Source organism: Aeromicrobium phragmitis (assembly GCF_003674095.1).
Lineage (GTDB): Bacteria > Actinomycetota > Actinomycetes > Propionibacteriales > Nocardioidaceae > Aeromicrobium > Aeromicrobium phragmitis.
This window is the reverse complement of record NZ_RDBF01000004.1, coordinates 1-24153: the sequence shown is the minus strand read 5'-3', so window position 1 is coordinate 24153 and position 24153 is coordinate 1. Positions and strand designations below refer to the sequence as shown.

The 24153-nt window shown below is 68.9% G+C and carries 26 protein-coding genes; 6 read left to right on the top strand and 20 right to left on the bottom strand.

All coding sequences use genetic code 11. The features are described from left to right. Positions 1 to 18 precede the first annotated feature (18 nt). Positions 19 to 651, bottom strand: coding sequence for a hypothetical protein (locus D9V41_RS06610; protein WP_133434130.1), 633 nt, complete (start codon positions 649 to 651; stop codon positions 19 to 21). A 42-nt stretch (positions 652 to 693) separates the two neighbouring features. On the opposite strand from D9V41_RS06610, the gene D9V41_RS06605 reads away from it, so the two are divergent. Beyond that, the gene (locus D9V41_RS06605; protein WP_121793769.1) at positions 694 to 1518 is read left to right on the top strand and encodes a DMT family transporter; all 825 of its coding nucleotides are present in this window, start codon (positions 694 to 696) and stop codon (positions 1516 to 1518) included. A gap of 100 nt (positions 1519 to 1618) precedes the next feature. Here D9V41_RS06605 and D9V41_RS06600 read toward each other — a convergent pair whose 3' ends face one another. Continuing rightward, the gene (locus D9V41_RS06600) at positions 1619 to 2479 is read right to left on the bottom strand and encodes a DNA-formamidopyrimidine glycosylase family protein (RefSeq protein ID WP_121793768.1); all 861 of its coding nucleotides are present in this window, start codon (positions 2477 to 2479) and stop codon (positions 1619 to 1621) included. A gap of 13 nt (positions 2480 to 2492) precedes the next feature. Next, positions 2493 to 3413, bottom strand: a complete 921-nt coding sequence (locus tag D9V41_RS06595) for a DUF1648 domain-containing protein (protein ID WP_121793767.1) — start codon at positions 3411 to 3413, stop codon at positions 2493 to 2495. A gap of 73 nt (positions 3414 to 3486) precedes the next feature. On the opposite strand from D9V41_RS06595, the gene D9V41_RS06590 reads away from it, so the two are divergent. Next, positions 3487 to 4098, top strand: a complete 612-nt coding sequence (locus D9V41_RS06590) for a GyrI-like domain-containing protein (protein WP_243697178.1) — start codon at positions 3487 to 3489, stop codon at positions 4096 to 4098. 500 nt (positions 4099 to 4598) lie between these two features. On the opposite strand, the gene D9V41_RS06585 is transcribed toward D9V41_RS06590, so the two are convergent. The 8 genes from D9V41_RS06585 to purD form a co-directional block, all read right to left on the bottom strand. Continuing rightward, positions 4599 to 5921 (bottom strand): DEAD/DEAH box helicase, encoded by a 1323-nt coding sequence (locus D9V41_RS06585; protein ID WP_121793765.1) that lies wholly within the window; start codon positions 5919 to 5921, stop codon positions 4599 to 4601. 248 nt (positions 5922 to 6169) lie between these two features. After that, positions 6170 to 6448, bottom strand: coding sequence for a GNAT family N-acetyltransferase (locus D9V41_RS06580; RefSeq protein ID WP_121793764.1), 279 nt, complete (start codon positions 6446 to 6448; stop codon positions 6170 to 6172). 9 nt (positions 6449 to 6457) lie between these two features. Beyond that, the gene (gene purQ / locus D9V41_RS06575) at positions 6458 to 7126 is read right to left on the bottom strand and encodes a phosphoribosylformylglycinamidine synthase subunit PurQ (RefSeq protein ID WP_121793763.1); all 669 of its coding nucleotides are present in this window, start codon (positions 7124 to 7126) and stop codon (positions 6458 to 6460) included. Further along, complete coding sequence (purS, locus tag D9V41_RS06570; protein ID WP_121793762.1) at positions 7123 to 7365, bottom strand: phosphoribosylformylglycinamidine synthase subunit PurS; 243 nt, start codon at positions 7363 to 7365, stop codon at positions 7123 to 7125. Before purS ends, purQ begins: the two co-directional genes overlap by 4 nt. Positions 7366 to 7438: 73 nt before the next feature. Further along, complete coding sequence (locus tag D9V41_RS06565; protein WP_121793761.1) at positions 7439 to 8992, bottom strand: long-chain-fatty-acid--CoA ligase; 1554 nt, start codon at positions 8990 to 8992, stop codon at positions 7439 to 7441. Positions 8993 to 9058: 66 nt separating this feature from the next. Continuing rightward, positions 9059 to 9919, bottom strand: a complete 861-nt coding sequence (locus D9V41_RS06560; RefSeq protein ID WP_121793760.1) for a phosphoribosylaminoimidazolesuccinocarboxamide synthase — start codon at positions 9917 to 9919, stop codon at positions 9059 to 9061. A 342-nt stretch (positions 9920 to 10261) separates the two neighbouring features. Further along, positions 10262 to 11683, bottom strand: a complete 1422-nt coding sequence (gene purB, locus D9V41_RS06555; protein ID WP_121793759.1) for an adenylosuccinate lyase — start codon at positions 11681 to 11683, stop codon at positions 10262 to 10264. A 173-nt stretch (positions 11684 to 11856) separates the two neighbouring features. Next, positions 11857 to 13116: a phosphoribosylamine--glycine ligase gene (gene purD, locus D9V41_RS06550; RefSeq protein WP_121793758.1), complete on the bottom strand. Its 1260-nt coding sequence runs from the start codon at positions 13114 to 13116 to the stop codon at positions 11857 to 11859. A 95-nt stretch (positions 13117 to 13211) separates the two neighbouring features. On the opposite strand from purD, the gene D9V41_RS06545 reads away from it, so the two are divergent. Continuing rightward, positions 13212 to 13622 (top strand): VOC family protein, encoded by a 411-nt coding sequence (locus D9V41_RS06545; protein ID WP_121793757.1) that lies wholly within the window; start codon positions 13212 to 13214, stop codon positions 13620 to 13622. A gap of 414 nt (positions 13623 to 14036) precedes the next feature. Here D9V41_RS06545 and D9V41_RS06540 read toward each other — a convergent pair whose 3' ends face one another. After that, positions 14037 to 15320 carry an adenylosuccinate synthase gene (locus D9V41_RS06540; RefSeq protein WP_121793756.1) on the bottom strand — a complete coding sequence of 428 codons (1284 nt, stop codon included), beginning with the start codon at positions 15318 to 15320 and terminating at the stop codon, positions 14037 to 14039. Positions 15321 to 15411: 91 nt separating this feature from the next. On the opposite strand from D9V41_RS06540, the gene D9V41_RS06535 reads away from it, so the two are divergent. After that, positions 15412 to 16287, top strand: coding sequence for a diacylglycerol/lipid kinase family protein (locus D9V41_RS06535; RefSeq protein ID WP_121793755.1), 876 nt, complete (start codon positions 15412 to 15414; stop codon positions 16285 to 16287). A gap of 262 nt (positions 16288 to 16549) precedes the next feature. Here the strand turns inward: D9V41_RS06535 and D9V41_RS06530 are convergent, their stop codons facing one another. Beyond that, positions 16550 to 16954: a DUF3151 domain-containing protein gene (locus D9V41_RS06530; protein WP_121793754.1), complete on the bottom strand. Its 405-nt coding sequence runs from the start codon at positions 16952 to 16954 to the stop codon at positions 16550 to 16552. A gap of 147 nt (positions 16955 to 17101) precedes the next feature. Between D9V41_RS06530 and D9V41_RS06525 the strand changes: the two genes are divergently transcribed. Continuing rightward, on the top strand, positions 17102 to 17713 hold the full coding sequence (locus tag D9V41_RS06525; protein WP_121793753.1) for a helix-turn-helix domain-containing protein: 612 nt from the start codon (positions 17102 to 17104) through the stop codon (positions 17711 to 17713). Next, positions 17713 to 18354 carry an RES family NAD+ phosphorylase gene (locus D9V41_RS06520; protein ID WP_121793752.1) on the top strand — a complete coding sequence of 214 codons (642 nt, stop codon included), beginning with the start codon at positions 17713 to 17715 and terminating at the stop codon, positions 18352 to 18354. The genes D9V41_RS06525 and D9V41_RS06520 overlap by 1 nt, the downstream gene beginning before the upstream one ends. A 192-nt stretch (positions 18355 to 18546) precedes the next feature. Here the strand turns inward: D9V41_RS06520 and D9V41_RS18305 are convergent, their stop codons facing one another. The 7 genes from D9V41_RS18305 to D9V41_RS06490 form a co-directional block, all read right to left on the bottom strand. Then, positions 18547 to 18882, bottom strand: a complete 336-nt coding sequence (locus tag D9V41_RS18305; protein WP_208006771.1) for a Fic family protein — start codon at positions 18880 to 18882, stop codon at positions 18547 to 18549. Between the two features lie 50 nt (positions 18883 to 18932). Continuing rightward, a complete protein-coding gene (locus tag D9V41_RS18300) occupies positions 18933 to 19184 on the bottom strand; it encodes a hypothetical protein (RefSeq protein ID WP_208006770.1) in 252 nt (83 codons plus the stop codon). Further along, positions 19181 to 19369: an antitoxin VbhA family protein gene (locus D9V41_RS06510; protein ID WP_208006769.1), complete on the bottom strand. Its 189-nt coding sequence runs from the start codon at positions 19367 to 19369 to the stop codon at positions 19181 to 19183. Before D9V41_RS06510 ends, D9V41_RS18300 begins: the two co-directional genes overlap by 4 nt. Positions 19370 to 19499: 130 nt before the next feature. Further along, complete coding sequence (gene fbaA / locus D9V41_RS06505; protein WP_121793751.1) at positions 19500 to 20519, bottom strand: class II fructose-bisphosphate aldolase; 1020 nt, start codon at positions 20517 to 20519, stop codon at positions 19500 to 19502. 67 nt (positions 20520 to 20586) lie between these two features. After that, entirely contained in the window at positions 20587 to 21942 is a 1356-nt protein-coding gene (locus D9V41_RS06500; RefSeq protein WP_121793750.1) for an FAD-dependent oxidoreductase, read from the bottom strand. A gap of 364 nt (positions 21943 to 22306) precedes the next feature. Next, on the bottom strand, positions 22307 to 23551 hold the full coding sequence (locus D9V41_RS06495; protein WP_121793749.1) for a type II toxin-antitoxin system HipA family toxin: 1245 nt from the start codon (positions 23549 to 23551) through the stop codon (positions 22307 to 22309). Further along, entirely contained in the window at positions 23548 to 23859 is a 312-nt protein-coding gene (locus D9V41_RS06490; protein ID WP_121793748.1) for a helix-turn-helix transcriptional regulator, read from the bottom strand. Before D9V41_RS06490 ends, D9V41_RS06495 begins: the two co-directional genes overlap by 4 nt. Positions 23860 to 24153 lie beyond the last annotated feature (294 nt).

Sequence of the window (24153 nt, the reverse complement as noted above, 5' to 3'; positions counted from 1 at the left end):
CACGGCTCCGGGGGTCGTTCAGTTGGCGAGGGCGGCGATGCCGAGCAGGAGGAAGGCGACGAACGCGATCGGCACGAGCCACGCGGCGGCCAGGGTGAACGCCACCGTGGTGCCGACGCGCGGCGGGAAGAAGTAGCGGGCGCGGGGCAGGTCGCCGACGCCGTCGATCCAGCGGCCGCTGAGCCCGACGGTGTTCCAGACGCCGCGCAGCCGGTTGAACACGCGCGGTCCGGTGCCGCTGCCGGACGTGATCTGCAACAGGGCACCTCGCGCGTCGTCCACCTTGCCGCTCATGCTCACCGCGATGCCGAGCTCGGTCGCGAGCTTGTCCGGGTCTTCGACGGCCTGGAGGATGCGCCAACGCCGCAGACCGAACGTCGCGGAGACGGCGGCCATGACCAGCGCGATCACGAGCGCCGCCCAGCGCACCCCGCCGTCCTCGAGCAGACCGATGAGCGCGACCGCGGCGATGAACGGCAACGGCACGACGAGCAGCGCCAGGCTCGGCCAGCGCAGCACGCGCACGGCCACGGTCAACACCTGCGAGGCCCGGCGCGCGGCGTCGGCGGTCTGACCGTCGATGCGGGACGCGAAGTCGTCCACGGCACGATTGGCGCGCGAACGGATTCCTGGCTTGCGACGATTGCGCATGCCCTCAGCCTAGTCAGCGACCCCAGGCACTAGGGTGCCTCCGTGGCCGTCGTCCTGTCCCTCGTCTCCGCGCTCGCCTACGGCGTTTCCGACTTCCTCGGCGGCATCACCGCCAAGCGGGCGACGGCATGGCAGGTCGCGGTGGTCGGGCAGAGCACGGCGGTCGTGCTGATGACGATCGTCGCGCTGATCGTCGGCGGCTCGCCGAGTTGGCACGACCTGGTCATGGCGGCCGCCGCGGGTGTGGGCAGCGGGCTCGGCTGCGCCTTCCTCTACCGCGGCCTCGCCGGCGCTCGGATGGGAGTCGTCGCGCCGATCTCCGCGGTGGGGACCGCCCTGCTGCCGGTCATCGTCGGCGTCACGCTCGGCGACCGCCCGCATCTGCTCGCCACCATCGGCATCATCCTGGCTTTCCCGGCGATCGTGCTGATCTCCCGCACCAAGGACGCCGACGACGCCCACCGCAGCGGCGTCGTCGACGGGATCCTCGCCGGGCTCGGTTTCGGCGTGCTGTTCAGCTTCCTCGCGCAGGTCGACGACGCGGCGGGCATGTGGCATTTCCCGCTCATGTACGTGGTGTCGACACTGACGGTGCTCGTGACCGCTGCGTCGCTACGCCAGGTCTGGCGACCGACGCGCGCAGCCCTTCCGGCACTCGTCATGGGGCCGATCAGCGTCCTCGCCGTGGTGGCCTTCTACTTCGGGACGCGGCATGGGCTGCTGTCCGTCGTCGCGGTGATCTCGTCGCTGTATCCCGCGGCCACCGTGCTGCTCGCCGCGCTGCTGCTCAAAGAGCGCATTCAGCCCTGGCAGGCCGTGGGTCTCGCCTGCGCCACCGCCGCCGTCACCCTCGTCGCCCTGGGCTGAGGCGCAGCCCAGGACGTGGTCGCGTGTGGGTCACGCGAGGGCGCATACGTGACCTGCAAGTGACCACATCTCGCGCCGGAGGGCGGGCAGGGGACCGGAGCTACTTGAGGAACTTGCTGGTGGTGCGGTCCTTGAGGATCTTGCCGCCGGTCTGGCAGCTGGGGCAGTACTGCAGCGAGGTGTCGCTGAAGACCACCTCGCGGATGGTGTCGCCGCAGACGTCGCAGGTCTCCCCCGCCCGGGCGTGCACCCGCATCCGCGCCCGTTTGGCGTCCTTGAGCTCGGCCGCCGGCTTCCCCGCGGCCGCCTCCATCGCGTTCGCCAGCACGTCGCGGAGTGCGGCCTCCAATCGCCCGATCTCCTCGTCGTCGAGCTGCTCGGCGATCGCGAACGGCGAGAGTCGTGCAGCGTGCAGGATCTCGTCGCTGTAGGCGTTGCCGATGCCGGCGATGATCTTCTGATCGCGCAGCAGCCGTTTGACCTGCATCTTGCGCTTGAGCAGCGGGCGCACGTCGAAGTCCGGCGTCATCGGGTCCGGGCCGAGCGCCGCGATGCCGGGAACGTCCTGCGGGTCGCGCACCGCGTACACGGCCAGACCCTTGCGGGTGCCGGCCTCGGTGAGGTCGAAGCCGACGTGCGGACCTTCGCCGGCGTCGAGGCGCAGGCGCATCGCGATCGGTCCGTTGCCCATCTTCAGCCGGCTGTCGGCCAGCTTGTCGGACCAGCGGATCCAGCCGGCCTTGGCGAGGTGGATGACCAGGTGCAGCCCGTCGACGTCGAGGTCGATGAACTTCCCGTGCCGGACGACGTCGGTCACCGCGAGACCCGCGAACGCCTGGATCGGCGGGTCGTAGGTCTTGAGTACGGCGAACGACGCGAGCTCGATCTCGGCGACGACGGCGCCCACGCACTTCTCACGCAGGAAGCCGACGAGCGCGTCGACCTCGGGCATCTCGGGCATGGGGTCAGCCTAATCAGGAAGCGCGCACTCGGGAGTTGATCGCGGCTGCCGCACCGTCCGCGTCGTCGATCACGACGATGAGCGGGCGGGCGCCACGGCGGTGGACGACGACCGCCTCGCCGGTCGACAACACGATGCCCGTGCCGCGCGGACTCATCCGCACACCCCAGCCGCCGAACTCGCCGAGCGCGCTGACGTGCTCCACCTCGGCGCCCGTGAACTGCTCGGGGCGCACGCGGATGCTGGGCCACCCGAAGGCCGAGCGCACGACCACACCTCGCTCGTCGACCGTGACCTTCCACCAAGCGGTGACGGCCAGCACGAGCGCGGTGGGAACGAGGACATAGCCGAGGATGTGCAACGGCGTGATGAGCACCGCCAGGCCGATGACCGCGACGATGCCGGTGATGCCGAGCATGACGTCGCTGCGGATGGCGCCCGTCCACGTCGTCGGCCCTGCGGACGCCGGGACCGGTTCCGCCGGCGTCGAGCCCTCGAAGCGATCCCGCGGGGTGAGTGCCGCGGTAACGAGAGCGACGAGGAGCGCGATCACGATGCTCGCGGCGATCCACCAGCCCTCGATGGTCGCGTCGGCTGCGTCCTCGAGGCCGCGTTGCGGCGCGACCGTGGAGAGCAGGATCGCGACCAGGAACGCCGCCAGCCCCGCGCCGAACGCGGCGGTGCTGCGGCTGGGCAGCCCGAGCGCGAGGAACAATCCTGAGCAGAAGAGCGGGATCAGCGCGCTCAGCGCCCCGAACATCCAGGGCAACGCGCCTCGGGACGTGAACCCGTCGGCCTCGTCACCACTCCCCCAGTGCGTGGCGACCTGGGCGGGTAGTTCGGGCATCCACGCCAGCACCACAGCGACCCCGATCGCCGCGATCACCAGCGGCAGACCCAACACGATCGGCACGGCCCAGCGGTGACGCGTCATGGTGCCACGCTATCGAGCCCGGTTCCCGCGCCGGAAGCGGACGGGTGTCACCGGGCAGTGCCAGACTGGCGCCGTGAAGGTCAATGTCGCCAAGGAGCTGGACTCGTATCGGGCGAAGCAGGGCGAGTTCCGCATCCTCGACGTACCCGAGTTGCGGTACCTCATGATCGACGGCCACGGCGACCCGAACACGTCGCAGGAGTACGCCGACGCGCTCGCGGCGCTGTATCCGGTCGCTTACACACTGAAGTTCGCCAGTAAACGCGAGCTCGGGCGCGACTACGTGGTACCGCCCTTGGAGGGTCTGTGGTGGGCCGACGACATGAGCGTCTTCACCTCAGCGCGCGACAAGTCCCGGTGGGACTGGACGATGATGATCCTGGTCCCGGAGTGGATCACGCGCGAGCTGATCGACGCGGCGATCGAGCAGGTCGCGAGCAAGCGGCGCCCCGCCCGTCTGGACGACTTCCGGTGGGACTCGCTCCGCGAGGGACGGTGCGTCCAGACACTGCACGTCGGGCCGTTCGACGACGAGGCCGACGTGCTCGCGCGGATGCACGAGGAGTTCATTCCGGAGAACGGCTTTCGCATGGTCAGCACACACCACGAGATCTATCTCAGCGACCCGCGGCGGACCGCCCCCGAGCGGCTGCGAACGATCCTCCGCCAACCCGTCGCGGACTGAGGAGGTCGCCGGGGGTGTGAGGTGGTCGAGTAGGAAGGTCGCTCAGCGACCGACATGGAGCCATCGCAGGAAGGGCGTAGCCGCGATGGAGCGAGACCACGTCCGGCCGACCGCGTCATAAGGTGGTCGAGTAGGCCGGAGCGCTAGCGGAGTGCCATGGAGCCATCGCAGCAGGGGCGTAGCCGCGATGGAGCGAGACCACGTAACGTGACGTGGTCTCGATACGCCGCTCGTTCCTCGCGGCTACTCGACCACCTAACCCAGAGGCCGGTAGTCGAGTAGGAAGGTCGCTCAGCGACCGACCGTATCGAGACCACCTTGCGTCAACTGGTCTCGATACGCTCCCTCGTTCCTCGGTCGCTACTCGACCACCTAAGCGGGGCATAGGTGGTCGAGTAGGAGGTCGCTCAGCGACCGACGTATCGAGACCAATCGACGTGGTGTGGTCTCGATACGCGGCTCGCAGAGCTCGCCGCTACTCGACCAGCTATGGAGGTGGGTCAGCGGGCGGCGGCGACGGCCGGGCGACGCCGGCGGTTGCGATTGCGATTGCGGTTGTTGCCCCGCTGCCCGTTCGACCCGGACGGGTTCGAGCCCGACGAGCGGTTGGAGCGGGTGGGACGCTCGGCCGGAGCCTCGACGCCGGCGCCGGACAGCGCGTCGGTCGTCATGGGCGACGGCGCGGTGCGCGCGTCGTGGTGCCGCGCCTCGACGCCTGCCTTGCGCTGCAGTGCGACGACGGACTTCACACCCTCGGGCGTGGTCATCGTGACGACCGTGCCCTTCTGCCCCGCGCGGGCCGTGCGGCCGGAGCGGTGCAGGTACGCCTTGTGCTCGGCCGGCGCGTCGTAGTGCACGACGAGCTCGATGCCGTCGACGTGGATGCCGCGGGCGGCCACGTCGGTCGCCACGATGACGTCGGCGTCGCCGCGGGTGAACTTGGCGAGGTTGCGCTCACGGCGTCGCTGGTCGAGGTCGCCGTGCAGGTCGACCGACTCGACGCCCTTCGCGGTGAGCTGGCGCGCGATGCGCGATGCTCCACGCCGGGTGCGCGTGAAGACGATGCTGCGCGGGTTGGCCTCCATGAGCGCGACGAGGGCCTCGGCGCGCGCCTCGGGCGTAGCCACCAGCACGTGGTGCTCCATCGTCGGCGACTTGCCCTGGAGGTCGTCGAGCTCGTGGCGGCTGTGCCGCGGCAGGTGCCGCTGCACGAGACGGTCGACGTCACCGTCGAGCGTCGCCGACAGGAGCAGTCGCTGGCTCTCGCGCGGGGTCTTGCCGAGCAGCGCGTCGACGGGCTTGTAGAAGCCGAGGTCGCACAGGTGGTCGGCCTCGTCGAGGACGGTGAGCTCGATCGCGTCGAGGGTCAGGACCTTCCGGTCGAGCAGGTCGCCGAGCCGGCCGGGCGTCGCGATGAGGACGTCCGCCGGTCGCTGCAGATCGCGGATCTGGTGATTGATCGGCACACCGCCGTAGACGGCGACCGCACGCAGACCGAGCGAGGCCGCGAGCGGCTCGATGACCGTGCGGACCTGCGTGGCGAGCTCGCGGGTGGGCAGGATGATGAGCGCACGCGGGCGGCCGCGGCGGCTGGTGCCGCCGGCGAGGCGGGCGAGGACCGGGAGGCCGAAGGCCAGGGTCTTGCCCGAGCCGGTGCGGGCGCGACCGAGGATGTTGCGGCCCTCGAGCGCATCGGGGATGACCGCGGATTGCACCGCGGTGGGGGACACGATCTGCTGCTGCGCCAGCGCCTCAACGAGGGCGGTCGGCAGATTCAGGGTGGAAAAGGACGGCAGCACAGTGCTGCCAGAAGGCTGGTTCACAGAACTCTCAGACGGTTACGGATGCCCGCTACCAAGTCACGCAGGATTGCGAGTGTCGTCGGGCCGAGCGTCGGCTGCGCACATGGGGCAGCGCGCTCGTTCTCTTCCACCCTACCGGTTCGACCCTCACTTCGCCGAATCGCGACGTCGGCCGGTGACCAGCTGAGGTGGGTTTTCCTCGCTCCCGCAGGAGAATCCACCCGCAGAAGTGACCGGAGATCGAGGCCACCTGGTCACCTCGCGCGGGCTCAGGCGACGAGGTCGTTGTACTCGGTGTGCTTGGTGAGGAAGCGCTTGACGTAGGCGCAGGTCGGCTTGATCTTCTCGCCGCGCGAGCGGATGTCCTCGAGCGCGGCGGTGACGAGCTGGCTCGCCAGTCCCTGGCCCTCGAACTCCTCACGCAGCTCGGTGTGTGGGAGGACGATGACGCCGTCGCGCGGCTCGGCGACGACGAAGCCGGCGAGTTCGCCGTCCACGTGCATCTCGTAGCGGTTCTCGTCGGCGTTATGCGTGACTTCTGTGCTCATGCCGCCACGCTACGCGAGGACACGCTGCAGCACCGAGGTGAAAAGACCGAGCCCGTCGGTACCCGGCCCGCACAGGTCCTCGACCGCGTGCTCGGGGTGCGGCATGAGGCCGACGACGTTGCCGCGCTCGTTGGTGACGCCGGCGATGTCGTTGACCGACCCGTTCGGGTTGACGTCCACGTACCGGAACACGACACGGCCCGACTCCTCCAGCTCGCGGATCGTCTCGGGCGACGCGACATAACCGCCCTCGCCGTTCTTGAGCGGGATGGTGATCTGCTGGCCGGCCGAGAAGTCGCGGGTCCAGGCGGTCTCGGTGTTCTCCACGCGCAGCACCTGGTCGCGGCACACGAACGTGCGGTGGTCGTTGCGGATCAGCGCGCCCGGCAGCAGGTGCGACTCGCACAGGATCTGGAAGCCGTTGCAGATACCGAGGACCGGCATTCCGCCCTTGGCCGCGTCGATGACCTGCTCCATGACCGGCGCGAACCGGGCGATCGCCCCCGCGCGCAAGTAGTCGCCGTAGGAGAATCCGCCCGGGAGGATGACCGCGTCGACGCCGGCGAGGTCGTGGTCGCCGTGCCACAGCGCGACCGGCTCGCCGCCGGCGAGGGTGACGGCGCGACGTGCGTCGCCGTCGTCGAGCGAACCCGGAAACGTGACGACCCCGATGTTCATGCGTCCACCCGCACGGTGAAGTCCTCGATCACGGGGTTGGACAGGAGGGTCTCGGCGATGCGGTGCACCTCGGCGAGGGACTCGTCATCGACGTGCGGGACCTCCAGCTCGAACCGCTTGCCCTGACGGACGTCGGTGACGGCGGTGAAACCCAGCCGGGGCAGGGCGCCGTGAACAGCCTTGCCTTGGGGGTCGAGAATCTCGGGCTTGGGCATGACATCGACGATGACGCGGGCCACGGGCGCTCCTGGAACGGCGGACGGGGGTGACGGTCCGAGTCTAACGACCGCCACCCCATCCCCCTGCAGCAGATCAGCTCAGTTCGCGCTTGAGGATCTTGCCCGTCGACGTCATCGGCAGCTCGTCGCGGAACTCCACGATGCGCGGGTACTTGTACGCCGCGAACTGCTCCTTGCCCCAGGCGATGAGTTCGTCCTCGGTGATCTCCTCGCCGGGCGCCTTGACGACGACGGCCTTGATCTCCTCGCCGTGCGACTCGTGCGGCACGCCGATGACCGCGACCAGCGACACCGCGGGGTGCGTCATGAGCACTTCCTCGAGCTCGCGCGGATACACGTTGTAACCGCCGCGGATGATCATGTCCTTGCTGCGGTCGACGATGAAGTAGTAGCCGTCGGCGTCCTTGCGGGCGAGATCGCCGGTGCGGAACCACTCGCCGTGGATCGCTTCTTCGGTCGCAGCCGGGCGGTTGTAGTAGCCCTTCATGATGCCGTGGCCCTTGATCGCGATCTCGCCGATCGCCTCCGGGTCGTCGGGGATCTCGTTCCAGTCGTTGTCGATGAGCTTCATCTCGACACCCTTGACCGGCTTGCCGATCGAGCCGACGACGGGCGGCTTGCCCCACGGGGAGAACGACGCGACCGGCGAGGTCTCCGACAGGCCATAACCCTCGAGGATCGTGACGCCGAACTTCTCCTGGAACTGACGGTGGATGTCGGCCGGCAACGCGGCACCACCGGCGGCGGCGACACGCAGGTTGGACGCGATCTGCGCGACGTCGACGGTCTCGTCGAGCGCGCCGAGCAGGCCCCAGTACATCGTCGGGACGCCCGCGAAGAAGGTGACCTTCTCCTTGAGCAGCAGGTCGATGGCCGGCTTGGCCTCGAACCGCGGCAGCATCACCATCGTGCCGCCGTACAGCAGGCAGCCGTTCTGGATGACGGTCTGGCCGAAGATGTGGAACAGCGGCAGCACGGCGAGGTACGTGTCGGGGTTGGTCTCATCGGCCTGGAAGGTCGACTCGCCGAGCGCTGCGTTGTCGTACATGTTGCGGTGCCGCAGCTCCGCCCCCTTGGGCTGCCCGGTGGTGCCGGAGGTGTAGAGGATGACCGCGGTGTCGTCGTCGTCGCGCTCGACGGTGTCGAACGTCGGCGGCTGCTCGCCCACGACCGGCGCGTAGTACTCGGGGCCCTCGAGCGGGGCGGGAGCGGCGGAGTCGAGCTTGATGAGGAAGAAGTCCGTGACTCCCTCGACCTCGTTGAAGCCTTCCCAGGCGTTGTCGCCGATCGGCACGCCGGGCGCGCCTTCGAAGGCGAAGTAGGCCTTGGAGTCCGAGTCGTCGAGGTGGTAGGCGATCTCGCGGGCCGTCAGCAGGATGTTGAGCGGGACGACGGTGGCGCCGGCCTTGAGGATGCCGAAGTAGACGATCGTGAAGTACGGCAGGTTGGGGATCGACATCGCGACCTTGTCGCCCGGCTGGATGCCCCGGGACACCAGCAGGTTCGCGACCTGGTTGGCGGCGCCGTTCAGCTGTGCGTAGCTGAGGCGCGTGTCTCCGAAGACGACGGCGGTGCGCTCGGGGTACTTGGCTGTCGAGTCCTCGAGGATGCGGGCAAGGTTGGCCACGGTGGTCTCTCCCTTGTGTGTGATGACGGTGACACTGACGGTGTCAGGATCACTGTAACCGGCGTCTCACCAGGACTGGCCAGTAAGTCTCCGATAGGCCTCGAGATAACGCTCGCGGGTCTTCTCGACGACCTCGTCGGGCAGGCGCGGCGGGGCGCTCTCGTAGTCGCGATCCCAGCCGCTGTCGGGTGAGGTCAGCCAGTCGCGGACGAACTGCTTGTCGAACGACGGCTGCGAGCGGCCCGGCTCCCACGCGTCGGCAGGCCAGAACCGCGAGGAGTCGGGGGTGAGGACCTCGTCGCCGAGCACGATGGTGCCGTCGGGGCGGCGGCCGAACTCGAGCTTGGTGTCGGCGAGCAGGATGCCCCGCTCGCGGGCGATCTCCTCAGCGCGGCGGTACACCTGCAGCGTGAGGTCGCGGAGAGCCTCGGCGTCCTCGGTGCCGATGGCGTCGGCGACGTGCTCGAAGGTGATGTTCTGGTCGTGATCGCCGACCTCGGCCTTCGTGGCCGGCGTGAAGATCGGCTCGGGCAGGCGTGAGCCGTCGACCAGCCCGCGCGGCAGGGGGACGCCGCAGACGTGGCCGCTCGCGGCGTAGTCGGCGAGGCCCGAGCCGGTGAGGTAGCCGCGCACGACGCACTCGACCGGGAACATGTCAAGCCGTTCCACGACGAGCGCGCGGTTGGCCACCTGCTCGGGGACGTCCGTGCTGATGACGTGGTTGGGGACGATGTCGGCGAGCTGCTCGAACCACCACAGCGACATGCGGGTGAGAATCTCGCCCTTGTCGGGGATGCCGGGTTCGAGGCTGAAGTCGTAGGCGCTGATGCGGTCCGACGCGACCATGAGGAGGTGGTCGCCGTACTCGTACAGGTCGCGCACCTTGCCCGAGTGCAGATGCGTCGCGCCGGGGATCTCAAGAACCACGCGCTCACCCTACCCAGCGACCGAGGAACTCCGTCGAGTAGCGGCGAGGAACGGGCCGCGTATCGAGACCACGTCACGCCACGTGGTCTCGATACGTCGGTCGCTGAGCGACCTCCTACTCGACCACCTATGGCGCGGTCAGTGGTCGGGTAGCGACCTTTCCTTCTTAGGTGGTCGAGTAGCGGCGAGCTCTGCGAGCCGCGTATCGAGACCACGTCACCTAGCGTGGTCTCGATACGGCCTCCGCAGAGCTCCGGCCTACTCGACCACCTATGTGCCGCTTAGGTGGTCGAGTAGCGACCGAGGAACGAGGGAGCGTATCGAGACCACGCACGCGGTGGGTTAGAGGATGGCGCCGGGGGTGTAGGTGGCGGCGTCGGGGTGGCGGGAGGCCACCTCGTCGACCTTCGCCACCACAGCCTGCACCTGCGAGACCGCGGCACCCGTGAACTGGATCGGCTCGGCGACGAGCGAGGCGAGGTCGGACTGGCTGAGGCCGAGACGCGGGTCGGCGGCGAGCCGGTCGAAGAGGTCGTTCTCGGCCGTGCCCTTCTCGCGCATCTCCAGCGCGACGGCGACGGCGTGCTCCTTGATCGCCTCGTGCGCCTCCTCGCGGCCGACGCCGTGGCGGACGGCGGCCATGAGCACCTTGGTGGTGGCGAGGAACGGCAGGTAGCGGTCGAGTTCGCGCTGCACAACGGCCGGGAACGCGCCGAACTCGTCGAGCACGGTCAGGAAGGTCTCGAACAGGCCGTCGGCGGCGTAGAACGCGTCGGGCAGCGCGACCCGGCGCACCACCGAGCACGAGACGTCGCCCTCGTTCCACTGGTCGCCGGCGAGCTCGCCCACCATCGACACGTATCCGCGGACGATGACGGCGAGGCCGTTGACACGCTCGCACGAGCGGGTGTTCATCTTGTGCGGCATCGCGCTGGAGCCGACCTGGCCGGGCTTGAACCCCTCGGTGACCAGCTCGTTGCCGGCCATGAGGCGGATCGTCGTGGCGAGGTTGGACGGCGCGGCGACGAGCTGCGCGAGCGAGGTGACGACGTCGTAGTCGAGCGAGCGCGGGTACACCTGGCCGACGCTGGTGAGGACGCGGTCGAAGCCGAGGTGACCGGCGACGCGGCGCTCCAGTTCGGCGAGCTTGTCCTGGTCGCCGCCGAGCAGGTCGAGCTGGTCCTGAGCGGTGCCGACGGGGCCCTTGATGCCGCGCAGCGGGTAGCGGGCGACGAGTTCCTCGATCCGCTCGACGCCGACGAGCAGTTCGTCGGCGACGGTGGCGAAGCGCTTGCCGAGGGTCGTGGCCTGCGCGGCGACGTTGTGGCTCCGGCCGGCCATGACGAGCGCTTCGTGCTCCGCGGCCAGACGACCGAGGCGCGTGAGGGCGGCGACGGCCTTGTCACGCAGGATCTGCAGCGAGGCGCGCACCTGCAGCTGCTCGACGTTCTCGGTGAGGTCGCGCGAGGTCATGCCCTTGTGGATGTGCTCGGTCCCGGCGAGCGCGGCGAACTCCTCGATGCGGGCCTTGACGTCGTGGCGGGTGACCCGCTCGCGGGCGGCGATGGAGTCGAGGTCGACCTGGTCGACGACCGCCTCGTACGCGTCGATGACACCGTCGGGAGTCTCGACGCCGAGATCCTTCTGCGCCTTGAGGACCGCGATCCACAGCTGGCGCTCGAGGCGGATCTTGTGCTCGGGCGACCAGATCTGCGCGAGCTGATCGGAGGCGTACCGGGACGCGAGGACGTTGGGTGCGGTCACTCCCCCAGTATCGCAGCCCCCGTCAGCCGGCGGCCCGAGCGGTGAGTCGTCCCGCACCTCGCCGACGGGCGGTGAGCTATCACGCACCTGACGGCCGGAAGTGCGGGATAACTCACCGCCCGAGCGGGGCGGGAGCGAGCGTGCGGGATAACTCACCGCCCCGCCCGAAGGGGTCAGAGGGTGATGCGGCCCTGCTCGGCGGCGAGGGCGATGTCGGTGCGGTGGTGCGCGCCGCGGATCTCGATGCGGTCGACGCCGGAGTACGCGCGCTCGCGGGCCTGCGCCAGCGAATCGCCGACGGCGGTCACCGCGAGCACTCGGCCACCGGCGGTGACGAGGTCACCCGCGTCGTTGCGTGCCGTGCCCGCGTGGATGACGTCCACGCCGTCGAGCGCGTCGGCATCGTCGATGCCGGTGATGACGTCGCCCTTGGCCGGCGAGGCCGGGTAGTCCTCGGCGGCGACGACCACGGTCACGGCAGCCCCGTCGCGCCACTGCGGGAGACCGACCTGGCCCAGCGTCCCCTGGGCGGCGCCCATGAGCAGCGTGGACAGCGGCGTCTGCAGCAGCGCCAGCAGCGCCTGGGTCTCGGGGTCGCCGAAGCGTGCGTTGAACTCGACGACCCGCACGCCGCGGCTGGTCAGCGCGAGCCCGGCGTAGAGCAGTCCGGAGAACGGGGTACCGCGGGCGGCCATCTCCTTGACCGTCGGCACGAGGACGCGGCGGCACACCTCCTGCACGAGGTCGTCGGGCGCCCAGTCCAACGGCGTGTACGCGCCCATGCCGCCGGTGTTCGGGCCCTCGTCGCCGTCGTAGGCGCGCTTGAAGTCCTGCGCGGGCTGCAGGGGCAGGACGGTCTCGCCGTCGGTGATGGCGAACAGCGACACCTCGGGGCCGTCGAGGAACTCCTCGATGACGACGCGGTCGCACGATGCCGCATGCTGCTCGGCGGCGGCGCGGTCGTCGGTGACGACGACCCCCTTGCCGGCGGCCAGCGCGTCGTCCTTGACGACGTACGGCGGACCGAAGGCGTCGAGTGCCTCGGCGACCTGCTCGGGCGTCTCGCACACCCGCGCCATCGCGGTGGGCACCTCGGCGGCCGCCATGATCTGCTTGGCGAAGGCCTTCGAGCCCTCAAGCTGCGCGGCCTCGCGGCTGGGGCCGAAGCACGCGATCCCAGCGGCGCGGACGGCGTCGGCGACACCTGCGACGAGCGGGGCCTCCGGACCGACGACGACGAGGTCCGCACCGATCTCCCGTGCGAGCGCGGCGACGGCGTCACCGTCGAGCGGGTCGACGGTGTGCAGCGTGGCGAAGGTGGCGATGCCGGGATTGCCGGGTGCGGCGTGCACCTCGGTGACCTGCGGGTCGCGGGACAGCGCGAGGGCGAGCGCGTGTTCGCGGCCGCCGGTGCCGATGACGAGCGTCTTCACGGAGCACCACCCTAGGGCGTTCGCCTCGCGTTCGACGAACGGTCTTCCCTTTGTCGATGGGCAGGAGTTCACTGACCTCAAGGAAAGGAGCCACCATGGCCACCGCGCTCAACCCCTACCTGCACTTCGACGGCACCGCCCGCGAGGCGATGGACTTCTACCAGTCGGTCTTCGGCGGACAGCTCGACACGTCCACGTATGCGGACTTCGGGCAGGGCGAGGCCGGGAACGATCGCCTCATCCACAGCCACCTCGCCACGGACGGGGGCTTCACCTTCATGGCCTCGGACGTGCCCGACGGCGAGACTGCACCGAGCGGTTCGCAGCACTCGATGTCGTTGAGCGGCGATGACGACGAGGCGCTGCGCGGCTACTTCGAGAAGCTGTCCGACGGCGGCACCGTGATCGAACCCCTCGGGCAGGCACCCTGGGGCGACTGGTTCGGCATGCTCGTCGACAGGTTCGGCGTCCCCTGGATGGTCAACATCGCGGGCCAGGCCGCCTGAATAGGTGGCCGAGTAACGGCGAGCTTCATAGGTGATCGAGTAGCGACCGAGGAACGAGGGAGCGTATCGAGATCACCTCACCCAACGTGGTCTCGATACGGTCGGTCGCTGAGCGACCTCCCTACTCGACCACCAACACCCCGCTAGGTGATCGAAGTAGCGGCGAGCTTCATAGGTGATCGAGTAGCGACCGAGGAACGAGGGAGCGTATCGAGATCACGTCACCCAACGTGGTCTCGATACGGTCGGTCGCTGAGCGACCTCCCTACTCGACCACCAACACCCGGCTAGGGCGACCTCGCTACTCGACCACCCGGCTTAGGTGGTCGAGTAGCGGCGAGCTCTGCGAGACGCGTATCGAGACCACGTCACGCAGCGTGGCTCGACCACCGACACTTCGCTCGCCTATGGCCGTCAGAGCAGGTCGTGGACGACGATGGTCTGGTCGCGGCCGGGGCCGACGCCGACTGTGGAGATCCGCGCACCGCTCATCTCCTCCAGCGCCGTGACGTAGGTCTGCGCGGCCTTGGGGAGGTCGTCGATGCTGCGGGCGCCGGAGATGTCCTCGCTCCAGCCCTCGAAGTACTCGTAGATGGGCTTGGCGTGGTGGAAGCCGGTCTGCGTCATCGGCATCTCGTCGACGCGCTCGCCGTCGACGTCGTAGGCGACGCACACGGGGATGCGCTCGAAGCCGGTGAGCACGTCGAGCTTGGTGAGCACGAAGTCGGTGAGGCCGTTGATGCGTGCGGCGTACCGGGCGATCGGCGCGTCGTACCAGCCGCAGCGGCGCGGGCGTCCGGTGGTGGTGCCGAACTCGCCGCCCTGCTGGCGTAGCGTCTCGCCATCCTCGTCGAACAGTTCGGTCGGGAACGGGCCCTCGCCGACGCGGGTGGCGTACGCCTTGACGATGCCGATGACGCGAGTGAGCCGCGTGGGAGGAATGCCCGACCCCGTGCACGCGCCGCCGGCGGTGGCCGAGGAGCTGGTGACGAACGGGTACGTGCCGTGGTCGACGTCGAGCAGAGTGGCCTGCCCGGCCTCGAGCAGCACCGTCTTGTCGGCGTCGAGGGCCTCGCCGAGCAGCAGCGACGTGTCGGCGACCATCGGGCGCAGACGATCGGCGTAACTGAGCAGGTCGTCGACGACCTCGTCGACCGCGACGGCGCGGCGGTTGTAGACCTTGGTGAGGATCTGGTTCTTGAGTTCCAGCGCGCCCTCGACCTTGGCGCGCAGGATCTTCTCGTCGAACAGGTCCTGGATGCGGATGCCCTGGCGGTTCATCTTGTCCGCGTATGTGGGGCCGATACCGCGGCCGGTAGTACCGATCTTGCGGCTGCCGAGGAAGCGCTCGGTGACCTTGTCGAGCGTGCGGTTGTAGTCGGCGATGACGTGCGCGTTGGCGCTGACGACGAGTTTGGACGTGTCGATGCCTCGCGTCTCGAGTCCCTCGATCTCCTCGAACAGCACGCCGAGGTCCACGACGACGCCGTTACCGATGACGGGCGTGCAGCCGGGGCTGAGAATGCCGCTCGGCAGCAGGTGCAGGGCGTACTTCTGGTCGCCGATCACCACCGTGTGGCCGGCGTTGTTGCCGCCGTTGAACTTGACCACGTAGTCGACGCGACTGCCGAGCAGGTCGGTCGCCTTGCCTTTGCCTTCGTCTCCCCATTGGGCACCGACGATGACGACTGCGGGCATGGAGTTGCACCACCTCAGGGCATGCGGAAAGCCCCGCGCGGGGGCTCTTACCCACGCAGTCTAGCCAATTGCCGCGTACGCTGGCGACGCCATGAAGCGTCTGCTTGCCATCACCAATGCGTCCGCGGGCACGGCCTCCGATGATGCCGTCTCCGAGGCGCTTGGGGTGCTGCGCGAGAAGTTCGAGGTCACCACGGCGGCGACCTCGTCGCTGGACGACCTCGACCAGGCGCTCGCCGATCAGCCCGATGCCGACGTGGTCGCCGCGCTCGGCGGCGATGGGAGCCTGCATGCGGTGGTCAACGCGCTGCACCGCGCGGACCGCCTCGATCGGGTCGCCGTCGCCCTCGTGCCGCTGGGGACTGGCAACGATTTCGCGCGGACGGTCGAGCTGCCGACCGAACCGGTGGAGGCGGCTCGCCGCGTGGTGGAGGCTGAACCGCGCCGCATGGATCTCATTGCGGCCGAGGACGGGCAGATCATCGTCAACGCCGCGAGCGTCGGGCTCGGCGCGGAGGCCGCGGTACGGGCCAAGCGGTACAAGTCGCGCTGGGGCCCGATCGGCTATGCCATCGGCGCGTTGAAGTCCGCGTTCGTCCCCGATGCCCGGGTCGTGGTGCGGGTGGACGGGCGACGACTGCGCGGACACGGCCACGTGACCCAGTTGGCGGTGGGCAATGGTCGGTTCGTCGGCGGCGGGACGGAGCTGTTCCCTGCGGCGAAGATCGACGACGGGAAGATGGACGTGCAGGTGGTGTTCGCCCGCACCTTGTTCGAACGCTTCCTCTACGTGCTGCGCGTCGCCACCCGCACGACGCACCGCTCCCCGCTCGTGCACCAGGAGCTGGCCGAGAGGGTGAGCGTGGACGGCGAAGGGCTGCGCTGCACGAGCGACGGCGAACTCTCCGACGCCTGCCCCCGGCACGCCTGGCGGCTGCTTCCCGGCGCCCTCACCCTGCTCGCGTAGGGCTGCCCTTCCCCGTGCGGGGCGGTGCGTGGTCAACGCATCCGGCCGAGCCCGCTGGTGGTGCGGTGCGTCGTCAACGTATCCGGCCGAGCCCGCAGGTGGTGCGGTACGTCGTCAACGCATCCAGCCATGAATCAGGTTGACCACGCACCGCACCTGCCGACGACGGGTTGACCACGCACCGCTCCGGCCGACGACACGTTGATCACGCACCGCCCACCCGAGCGAAAGGTTGCCGACGCACCGCCCGCCGAGGGCGAGGTCAGCCGACGAGGGCGGCGTACGCCTCCGGGCTGGACTCGCGGAGGAACTCGCGGCAGCGGTGCGCCTCGGCCTCGTCGCCGAGTCGTTCGGACGCGGTGGCGAGCACGGCGAGCGAACGCAGGAAGCCGCGGTTCGGCTCGTGCGACCACGGCACCGGGCCGTGGCCCTTCCAGCCGTTGCGGCGCAGCCCGTCGAGCGAGCGGTGGTACGAGGTGCGAGCGAAGGCGTAGCCCTCGAGATCGCGCCCCTCCGACAGCGCGGCCTCGGACAGCAGGGCCCACGCCAGCGTGGAGTCCGGGTGCTGCGCCGCGACCTCGGCGGGCGAGGCGCCCGCGTCGAGCTCAGCTGCTCCGGGGTCGGCGGGCAGGAAGGTCTCGGGCGGTTCTCCCAGCAAGTTCGTCATGCCTGTGAATCTACGAGGTCGCCCACAGAGTCGCCTTCGGCCCCTGGCGAATCGCCGGTCGCCTCAGGAGGATCCGTTGGACGGCACCGCGCGCATGCGCGCACACCTTCGCACGTCCGCGTATAATTGACAGACAGGAGGCCCATCATGGCAGCAGAACCGCTCGAGACGTTCTCCATCGCTGATGCTGAACAAGCGCTCGACGAAGTCCGCGATGCCTTGGAAAGCGGGCGACTCCCAGCGGCTCTGGTGGTCGAGCTCGCCGCCATCGCTCGCGCTGCCACCCAGAAGAGCGCGCCGCTGTCGGCCAGCGAACAGGCTTTCATCGATGGGCACAGCGGCACGGTTGCTGCCTCCCGAAGCTTGGCGACGGCCCGCCTCACTGACGCTTCCGACGCGCTCACCACCCACCACGCGGCGCTGACTACTGCTCAGGCCGCGCGACTTCTTGGTCGCAGTGAGAGCCGAGTGCGTCACATGATCCGCGAGCACGAGCTGATCGCGTTGCCGTCCGGCGGGCGCGGTCGCGCGCGCCTACTTCCACGCTGGCAATTCCGGGACGGCAGGCCCCTACCGCACGCGGCGAAGATCATCGCCGCCCTACCAGCGGAGCTCGATCCGTTGACGGTCGAGGACTTCTTCATGCGCGGCACGGTCGATACTGCGACACGATCGACGGCCGTGGCGGACTGGCTGTTCGCCGGCGGCGACCCCGCTCCCGTCGTCGACCTGGCCCGCCATCTCGACGTTGCGCTGTGATGGCCGCCGACGACCCATCGGAACTGGAGACCAAACTCCCGCCGCCAGATCCTGAAGTGATCGCGTCCGTCGAACCCGAGGTATGGACGAGCCAGGACGTACTGTGGCGCATCCACGCCACCGGCGGCGAACACCCCTCAGCTTGGAACGCGCTGCGCAATTGGGGCCCGCTGGTCACAGCGCGCTTCGATCCATGGTCCCCACCACCGACCAAGCACGACGACGCGGTGGGCTACTTCGGGTGGGACTGGGCGACCTGCCTGGCGGAGGTATTCCAGACCACTCGGAGCATCCACGTCGAGCCGGGGCGGGGTGTCCTCCTGACCGGGTTTCAACCTCAGCGCTCGTTATCGCTGCTGGACCTTCGCGGCGAGTACCCCGTCCGCGTGGGCGCGTCCCACCTCATCAACTCCGGGCCCCGACACCGTTGCCGCGCCTGGGCTCAGGCGCTTCGGCAAGCGCATCCGAACCTCGACGGAATGGTGTACACGGGGATCGCAGGGCGATCCTGCGTGGTGCTGTATACGGCCGAGGTGTTTCCGACGAGCCCTACCTTCTCCCGTCAGCTTCACGATCCCGCCATCGCCGCTCACGTGGCCGACGCCGCCCACCAGATCGGTTACCGCCTCCGCGGCTGGTAGCGCGTCAGCGAGAGCCCTTCGGCCGCGGAGACTTCGGTGAGCGCATCGTGAACGTCGTCGGGACGTCACGTATCTGAATCACCTTGGCCCGACCATTCTCTCCGGCATGGGTGCACGGTGCACCCATGCTCGGTTGAGACCGCGCCTCAGAGTTTGGTGCCGGCGGAGCGGAGGTGCTGGCAGGCCTCGGCGTCAGTACACAGGTTCGTCGGTGAGTACCTGCTCGATAACGTTTTGAAGCAAGGCCAAGTCGCCGTCGTCTCGAGCAACATGGCACGCGCGGTGCAGGTCGTCCATCCCAGTACGATCCCAGGCAAGCCCGTGCCCCGATTCGGCAAGCAGTTGAGCGAAGAACTCACGCTGCGTACGCCCATTTCCTTCTCGGAACGGGTGCGCGAAGTTGAGGTAGTCGTAGAGGTACGTCACTTCGCTCACCAGCGAGTCCTTCGGCACAAGGCGCAAACGATCGGTTTCGACAATGCGCGCTGTCACGTGCGCGATCGGTCGTTCGATGTCGAGAGGGGGCACGAACGACTCGCCCCTCCCTTGGCCAGGCCCACCGTGCGCAGCTGCCCTGCCTACTCATACACATCCTGAAGGAGCTGATGATGCAGCCCCTTGATGTGTTCGAGATCCCACGTGCGCGGCACCAGCTCCGGGTTCTGCCGAAGCTCGGCGACTCGGACCTCCACGAGGTCGTTCTCAGCGTCACGTAGCTGCTCTGGCGTCCTCGCCCCGATCTTGTTGCGCAGGACCTGCGAGGACTCGTCGAAGTAGCCGTCCCATCGGGACGCGTGGTCGCCTGTCTCCCAGGGGCGCAGCTGGCTCAAGCGAGACCGTAGCGAGACCGAACTCGCTTGCCAAGCTGGTTGATGTCGATTTCGCCCCGGACGTAAGCATCCTGGTCGGCTCGGGTCGCGTCCGTGCTGCGGGAACCCTCGAGCTCGGAGGAGCGACGAGCATCGTCGACCGCGCGTCGACGGCGCCCCTGTTCGAAGGCACTTTCGATTGCCACGGCTGTCTCCTTTCCGCCTCCAATTCTAGCGGTCCCTCCCCCTCCAACGAGCGAGAAGCGCCAGCGAGCCCACCCTTACGAGAGCGGGCCCACCGAGCCGACCATGACGTAAGTACTGCGAAACCGCGACTCAGAGCTTGGTGCCGGCGGAGCGGAGGTGCTGGCAGGCCTCGGCGACGCGGGTGGCCATGCCGGCCTCGGCGGCCTTGCCCCAGGCGCGCGGGTCGTAGGTCTTCTTGTTGCCGACCTCGCCGTCGACCTTGAGCACGCCGTCGTAGTTGGTGAACATGTGCGCGGCGACCGGGCGGGTGAAGGCGTACTGGGTGTCGGTGTCGACGTTCATCTTGACGACGCCGAAGTCGACGGCCGCGGCGATCTCCTCGGCGAGCGAGCCCGAGCCGCCATGGAAGACGAAGTCGAAGGCGCGCTCCTTGCCGTACTTGGCGGCGACGGCCTCCTGCGCGTTCTTGAGCACCTCGGGGCGCAGCTTGACGTTGCCCGGCTTGTAGACGCCGTGCACGTTGCCGAAGGTCAGGGCGGTGAGGTAGCGGCCCTTCTCGCCGAGGCCGAGCGCCTCGACGGTGGCGAGCGCGTCTTCGGGGGTGGTGTAGAGCTTGTCGTTGATCGCCGCCTCGACGCCGTCCTCTTCACCGCCGACGACACCGATCTCGACCTCGAGGATGATGTTGGCCGCGGCGCACTGCTCGAGCAGTTCCTGTGCGATCTGCAGGTTCTCCTCCAGCGGCACGGCCGAGCCGTCCCACATGTGCGACTGGAAGTACGGCAGGCCGCCGCCCTTGACCCGCTCGGCCGAGGCGGCGAGCAGCGGGCGCACGAAGCCGTCGAGCTTGTCCTTGGGGCAGTGGTCGGTGTGCAGGGCGACGTTGACCGGATACTTCTTGGCGACCTCCTGCGCGAAGGCGGCGAAGGCCGTCGCGCCGGTGACCATGTCCTTGACCGTGGGGCCGGAGAAGTACTCCGCGCCGCCGGTGGACACCTGGATGATCCCGTCGGACTCGGCCTCGGCGAACCCGGCGAGGGCCGCGTTCAGCGTCTGCGAACTGGAGACGTTGATCGCCGGGTAGGCGAACGACTCACGCTTGGCCTTGTCGAGCATCTCGGCGTAGATCTCGGGAGTTGCGACGGGCATCAGATCTCCTGGTGTCGTGGGCGAACGCTGCCAGTATCCCAGTCGCGTCGCGGCATGCAAGCGAGGGTCAGAGCAGCTTGTACAGAGCGCGGGCGGCCACGTGCAGCGGCGACCAGACGGCCGAGAACGGCGGGGCGTACCCGAGATCGAGCATGATGAGGTCGTCGACGCGAAGACCCGCGGTGATGGCGGTCGCGGCGGTGTCGATCCGCAGTCCCGCGGTGCTGCCGCCGACGATCTGCACGCCGCGGACGCGGCGGGTCTCGCGGTCGGCGAGCATCCACACCGTCATCGGCTCGGCGGTCGGGTAGTAACCGGCGGTGGTCGTGGTGTCGATGGCGACGCTGACGGTGTCCCAGCCGAGGTCGTCGGCCTGTTCGCGGGACAGTCCGGTGCGGGCGATCTCGAGGTCGCAGAACCGGGTGATGAAGGTCTGGGCGACGCCGGGGAACGCCCACGCCGGTTCGCCGCCGAGGATCTGCGCCTCGATGTCGGAGGCGGCGACCATGCCCTGTTTGTTGGCGTGGTCGCCGAGCGGGACGTGCAGGAGTTTGCCGGTCTGTCGGTCGCGGACGGCCGAGCAGTCGCCGGCGGCCCAGATGCGGCGGTCGCGGTGGGCGCACTGGTGGGCGTCGACCACGATCGCGCCCTTGGGCCCGAGCCGGAGGCCGGCCTGTGCAGCGAGGTCGGAGCGCGGTTGCACGCCGAGGCCGAGGATGACGAGGTCGGCGTCGAGCACGGTGTGGTCGTCGAGTTCGACGCCGGTCACACGGCCGGCCTCGGTGCGGAATCCGGTGACTCGGGTGCCGAGGCGCAGGCCGATCTGCTGGCTGGCCATCTCGTCGGCGATGCGCTGGCCGAGGGCGGGTTCGAGTTGGTCGAGCGGGTACGGCGAGGAGCTGACCACGGTGGTGTCGAGGCCGAGCCGCACGCAGACCTCGGCCATCTCGACTCCGATGAATCCACTGCCGGCGATCACGACCTTCTCGGGTTTGCGTTCGAGTTGGCGCAGCAGTTCCTCGCCCTGCGGGATGGTGGTGATGGAAGCGATGCCTTCGGCGTGGGCGCCGGGAACGTCGGGGCGCACGGGCTCGGCGCCGGTGGCGATGAGGAGGTAGTCGTAGGCGACGTCGCCCTCGGTGGTGACCACGACGCGGCGGTCGGCGTCGAGTCCGGTGGCAGTGACGCCGAGCCGCAGGTCGATGCCGTTCTCGCGGTGCTCGGCGGGGGTGCGGGCGATGAGGTCGTCGCTGGACTTCACGTCGCCGGCGACCCAGTACGGCAGGCCGCATGCGGAGTACGAGGTGTGCTGACCGCGTTCGATCACCACGATCTCGTGATCGGGGCCGACCTCCTTGACCAGGTCCGACGCCGCAGTCATCCCGGCGGCGTCACCTCCGACGATCACCACACGCGAACCCATACCCCGACCCTAGAGCCCCGCGCACCCTAGGGGTCGACAAGCCGCAAGCAGCCCCATAGGTGGTCGAGTAGAGAGGCCGGCCGCGGCCGAACGTATCGAGACCACGTCACGTGACGACATAGGTGGTCGAGTAGAGAGGCCGGCCGCGGCCGAACGTATCGAGACCACATCACGGGAGATGTGGTCTCGATGTTGCGTCAGGAAACAGGTGGTCGAGTAGAGAGGCCGGCCGCGGCCGAACGTATCGAGACCACGTCACGGGAGATGTGGTCTCGATACGCGGCTCGTCCCGGTTCCTGAGTAGCCGCGAGGAACGAGCGGCATATCGAAGGGCGCCGCTACTCGACCACCTACACGCGGGGCCTCAGCCGAGCACGTCACGGCGCACGATCTCGGCCATCGTGTCGAAGGACTCGGCGAACACCTCGATCCGAGCACCCGGTGCGCCGTTCTCCTCAGCCACGTCACGCCAGGCGCTCACGACGTCGAGCACCTCCGCCGTGATCGCGCGCGCGCGGTTCTCGGTGAGCTTGCAGTGCGGAGCCAGGGCGAGGAGACCACGACCCGTGTCACCCGGGTAGACGGAACCGGCGATCGACGTGGCGCGCGGTTGTCCCAGGTCGCGCTGCGGCGTGATGTCGAATGCCGGCGCCAGGATCCAGCCGGTTCCGGAACGGAGGAAGCCGAGATTGCGCAGGTGGTTGTCCGTGTTGTTGGTCAGCGCGCCGAGCACCACGAGCCGGAACAGCGCTTCACTATCAGCGTCAGGACGTGTCCCCTCGGCCCGCAGCGACGCCACGATGTCGGTGTAGTCGGCGTGAGGGGTCTCGCTCTCCTCTTCGATCAACGTGCGCGCGCTGATGTACGGGATGCGTTGCTCGCCCGCTCTGTCGAAACGCTTGACGAGGAGGGCGGTGCGCTCGCCCAGGCGGAGGATCCTGCGCTCCGGCACGCTGACGCCGCTCATCGCCGCGAGGTCAAGCGCGGTCTTCTCCCACGCGGCGAGGTCGACGCTCTGCCCGAGGACGGGGAACTTGGCCAGCCACAACGCGCCGTCCTCGACGACCGCCGCTTTGGGCATCGCGCCGCCGAGCGCTCCGGTGCCGGCGTCCAGAAGCGTCTTGACCGCGCCCGCCCAGTCGGAATCGTCGGCAGTGACGGCATCGGCCGCGGCCAGCAAGCGCGGAAGTTCGAGCACCTTCGGCACGGCGGGCAAGTCCGCCAGATACGGTCCCTCGGGCTCGCCGGTGAAGCGCAAGGCACCTTGCCTCGTCGCGTCGCTCACGCCGACCAGATAATCGGCCGGCGTCAGAGACGGGCTCAGGGAAGGGTCGTCCAGCCGGTCGGTGCCTCGCTGACGCTCCAGGAGCATCCGCCCCCAGCGATCAGGGCTCGCGTCGTCGAGCGCCAACGGCAGGCCGCCGCCGACGACATGGGGAGCGTCATCGAGTGGCAAGCCGGGTTCGATCGGATACGAATCCGGCCGGGCCAGGTAGTCGACGGCGTACCGGAAGCTCGAGGTGAAGGTGCGGCCTTCGGTGAAGTTGACGGTGCCAGCCTCGACCGACTCGCCGCCGAGAGTCGTGAAGACCGTGAATGACCGTGTCATCGGCGGACTCGCTGCGGCAGCGCTTGATCGGCGCGGGCTCGGCCGAGATCGGTGGACATCGGATCGGTGGCCTCGACGATGGCGTCGCCGAGCCGGAGGGCCGCCAGCACTCGGAGGAGGGCGTCAGTGGTGACGCCAGGCTCGCCTGCTTCGACGCGGATGTAGGCCGTTCGAGAGATGCCGGCCCGCTGTGCCAGTTGGTCTTGAGTCAGCCCCAGCATCCGGCGCCACGTGCTGATGTTGTCGGCAAGCTCGCGCCTGACCCGGTCCGCCCGGGGATGCGGGGGTCGATCGTTCACACGCGCCATATGTCCACTTTAGAGTCCTATATGCGCTACATCAAGTCCGTTGATGACGCGTTCACGAGACATAACCGAAAGCCGCGGTCGGCATTGCCGGCATGCAGCGCAACCACGTCACGTCCCCTGGTCTCGATACGCTCCCTCGTTCCTCGGTCGCTACTCGACCACCTACTACTCCCGTTGTCGGTGGTCGAGTAGCCAGCGAGCTCTGCGGAGGCCGTATCGAGACCACGCCACCCCCGCATCAAGGTGGTCGAGTAGCCAGCGAGCTCTGCGAGCAGGCGTATCGAGACCACGCCA

What these genes read in the sequence shown, in the direction of transcription:
- D9V41_RS06610 (WP_133434130.1), bottom strand. Translation starts at nt 651, where the DNA reads ATGCGCAATCGTCGCAAGCCAGGAATCCGTTCGCGCGCCAATCGTGCC.
- D9V41_RS06600 (WP_121793768.1), bottom strand. Translation starts at nt 2,479, where the DNA reads ATGCCCGAGATGCCCGAGGTCGACGCGCTCGTCGGCTTCCTGCGTGAG.
- D9V41_RS06595 (WP_121793767.1), bottom strand. Translation starts at nt 3,413, where the DNA reads ATGACGCGTCACCGCTGGGCCGTGCCGATCGTGTTGGGTCTGCCGCTG.
- D9V41_RS06580 (WP_121793764.1), bottom strand. Translation starts at nt 6,448, where the DNA reads ATGAGCACAGAAGTCACGCATAACGCCGACGAGAACCGCTACGAGATG.
- purQ (WP_121793763.1), bottom strand. Translation starts at nt 7,126, where the DNA reads ATGAACATCGGGGTCGTCACGTTTCCGGGTTCGCTCGACGACGGCGAC.
- D9V41_RS06545 (WP_121793757.1), top strand. Translation starts at nt 13,212, where the DNA reads ATGGCCACCGCGCTCAACCCCTACCTGCACTTCGACGGCACCGCCCGC.
- D9V41_RS06540 (WP_121793756.1), bottom strand. Translation starts at nt 15,320, where the DNA reads ATGCCCGCAGTCGTCATCGTCGGTGCCCAATGGGGAGACGAAGGCAAA.
- D9V41_RS06535 (WP_121793755.1), top strand. Translation starts at nt 15,412, where the DNA reads ATGAAGCGTCTGCTTGCCATCACCAATGCGTCCGCGGGCACGGCCTCC.
- D9V41_RS06530 (WP_121793754.1), bottom strand. Translation starts at nt 16,954, where the DNA reads ATGACGAACTTGCTGGGAGAACCGCCCGAGACCTTCCTGCCCGCCGAC.
- D9V41_RS06525 (WP_121793753.1), top strand. Translation starts at nt 17,102, where the DNA reads ATGGCAGCAGAACCGCTCGAGACGTTCTCCATCGCTGATGCTGAACAA.
- D9V41_RS06520 (WP_121793752.1), top strand. Translation starts at nt 17,713, where the DNA reads ATGGCCGCCGACGACCCATCGGAACTGGAGACCAAACTCCCGCCGCCA.
- fbaA (WP_121793751.1), bottom strand. Translation starts at nt 20,519, where the DNA reads ATGCCCGTCGCAACTCCCGAGATCTACGCCGAGATGCTCGACAAGGCC.
- D9V41_RS06500 (WP_121793750.1), bottom strand. Translation starts at nt 21,942, where the DNA reads ATGGGTTCGCGTGTGGTGATCGTCGGAGGTGACGCCGCCGGGATGACT.
- D9V41_RS06495 (WP_121793749.1), bottom strand. Translation starts at nt 23,551, where the DNA reads ATGACACGGTCATTCACGGTCTTCACGACTCTCGGCGGCGAGTCGGTC.
- D9V41_RS06490 (WP_121793748.1), bottom strand. Translation starts at nt 23,859, where the DNA reads ATGGCGCGTGTGAACGATCGACCCCCGCATCCCCGGGCGGACCGGGTC.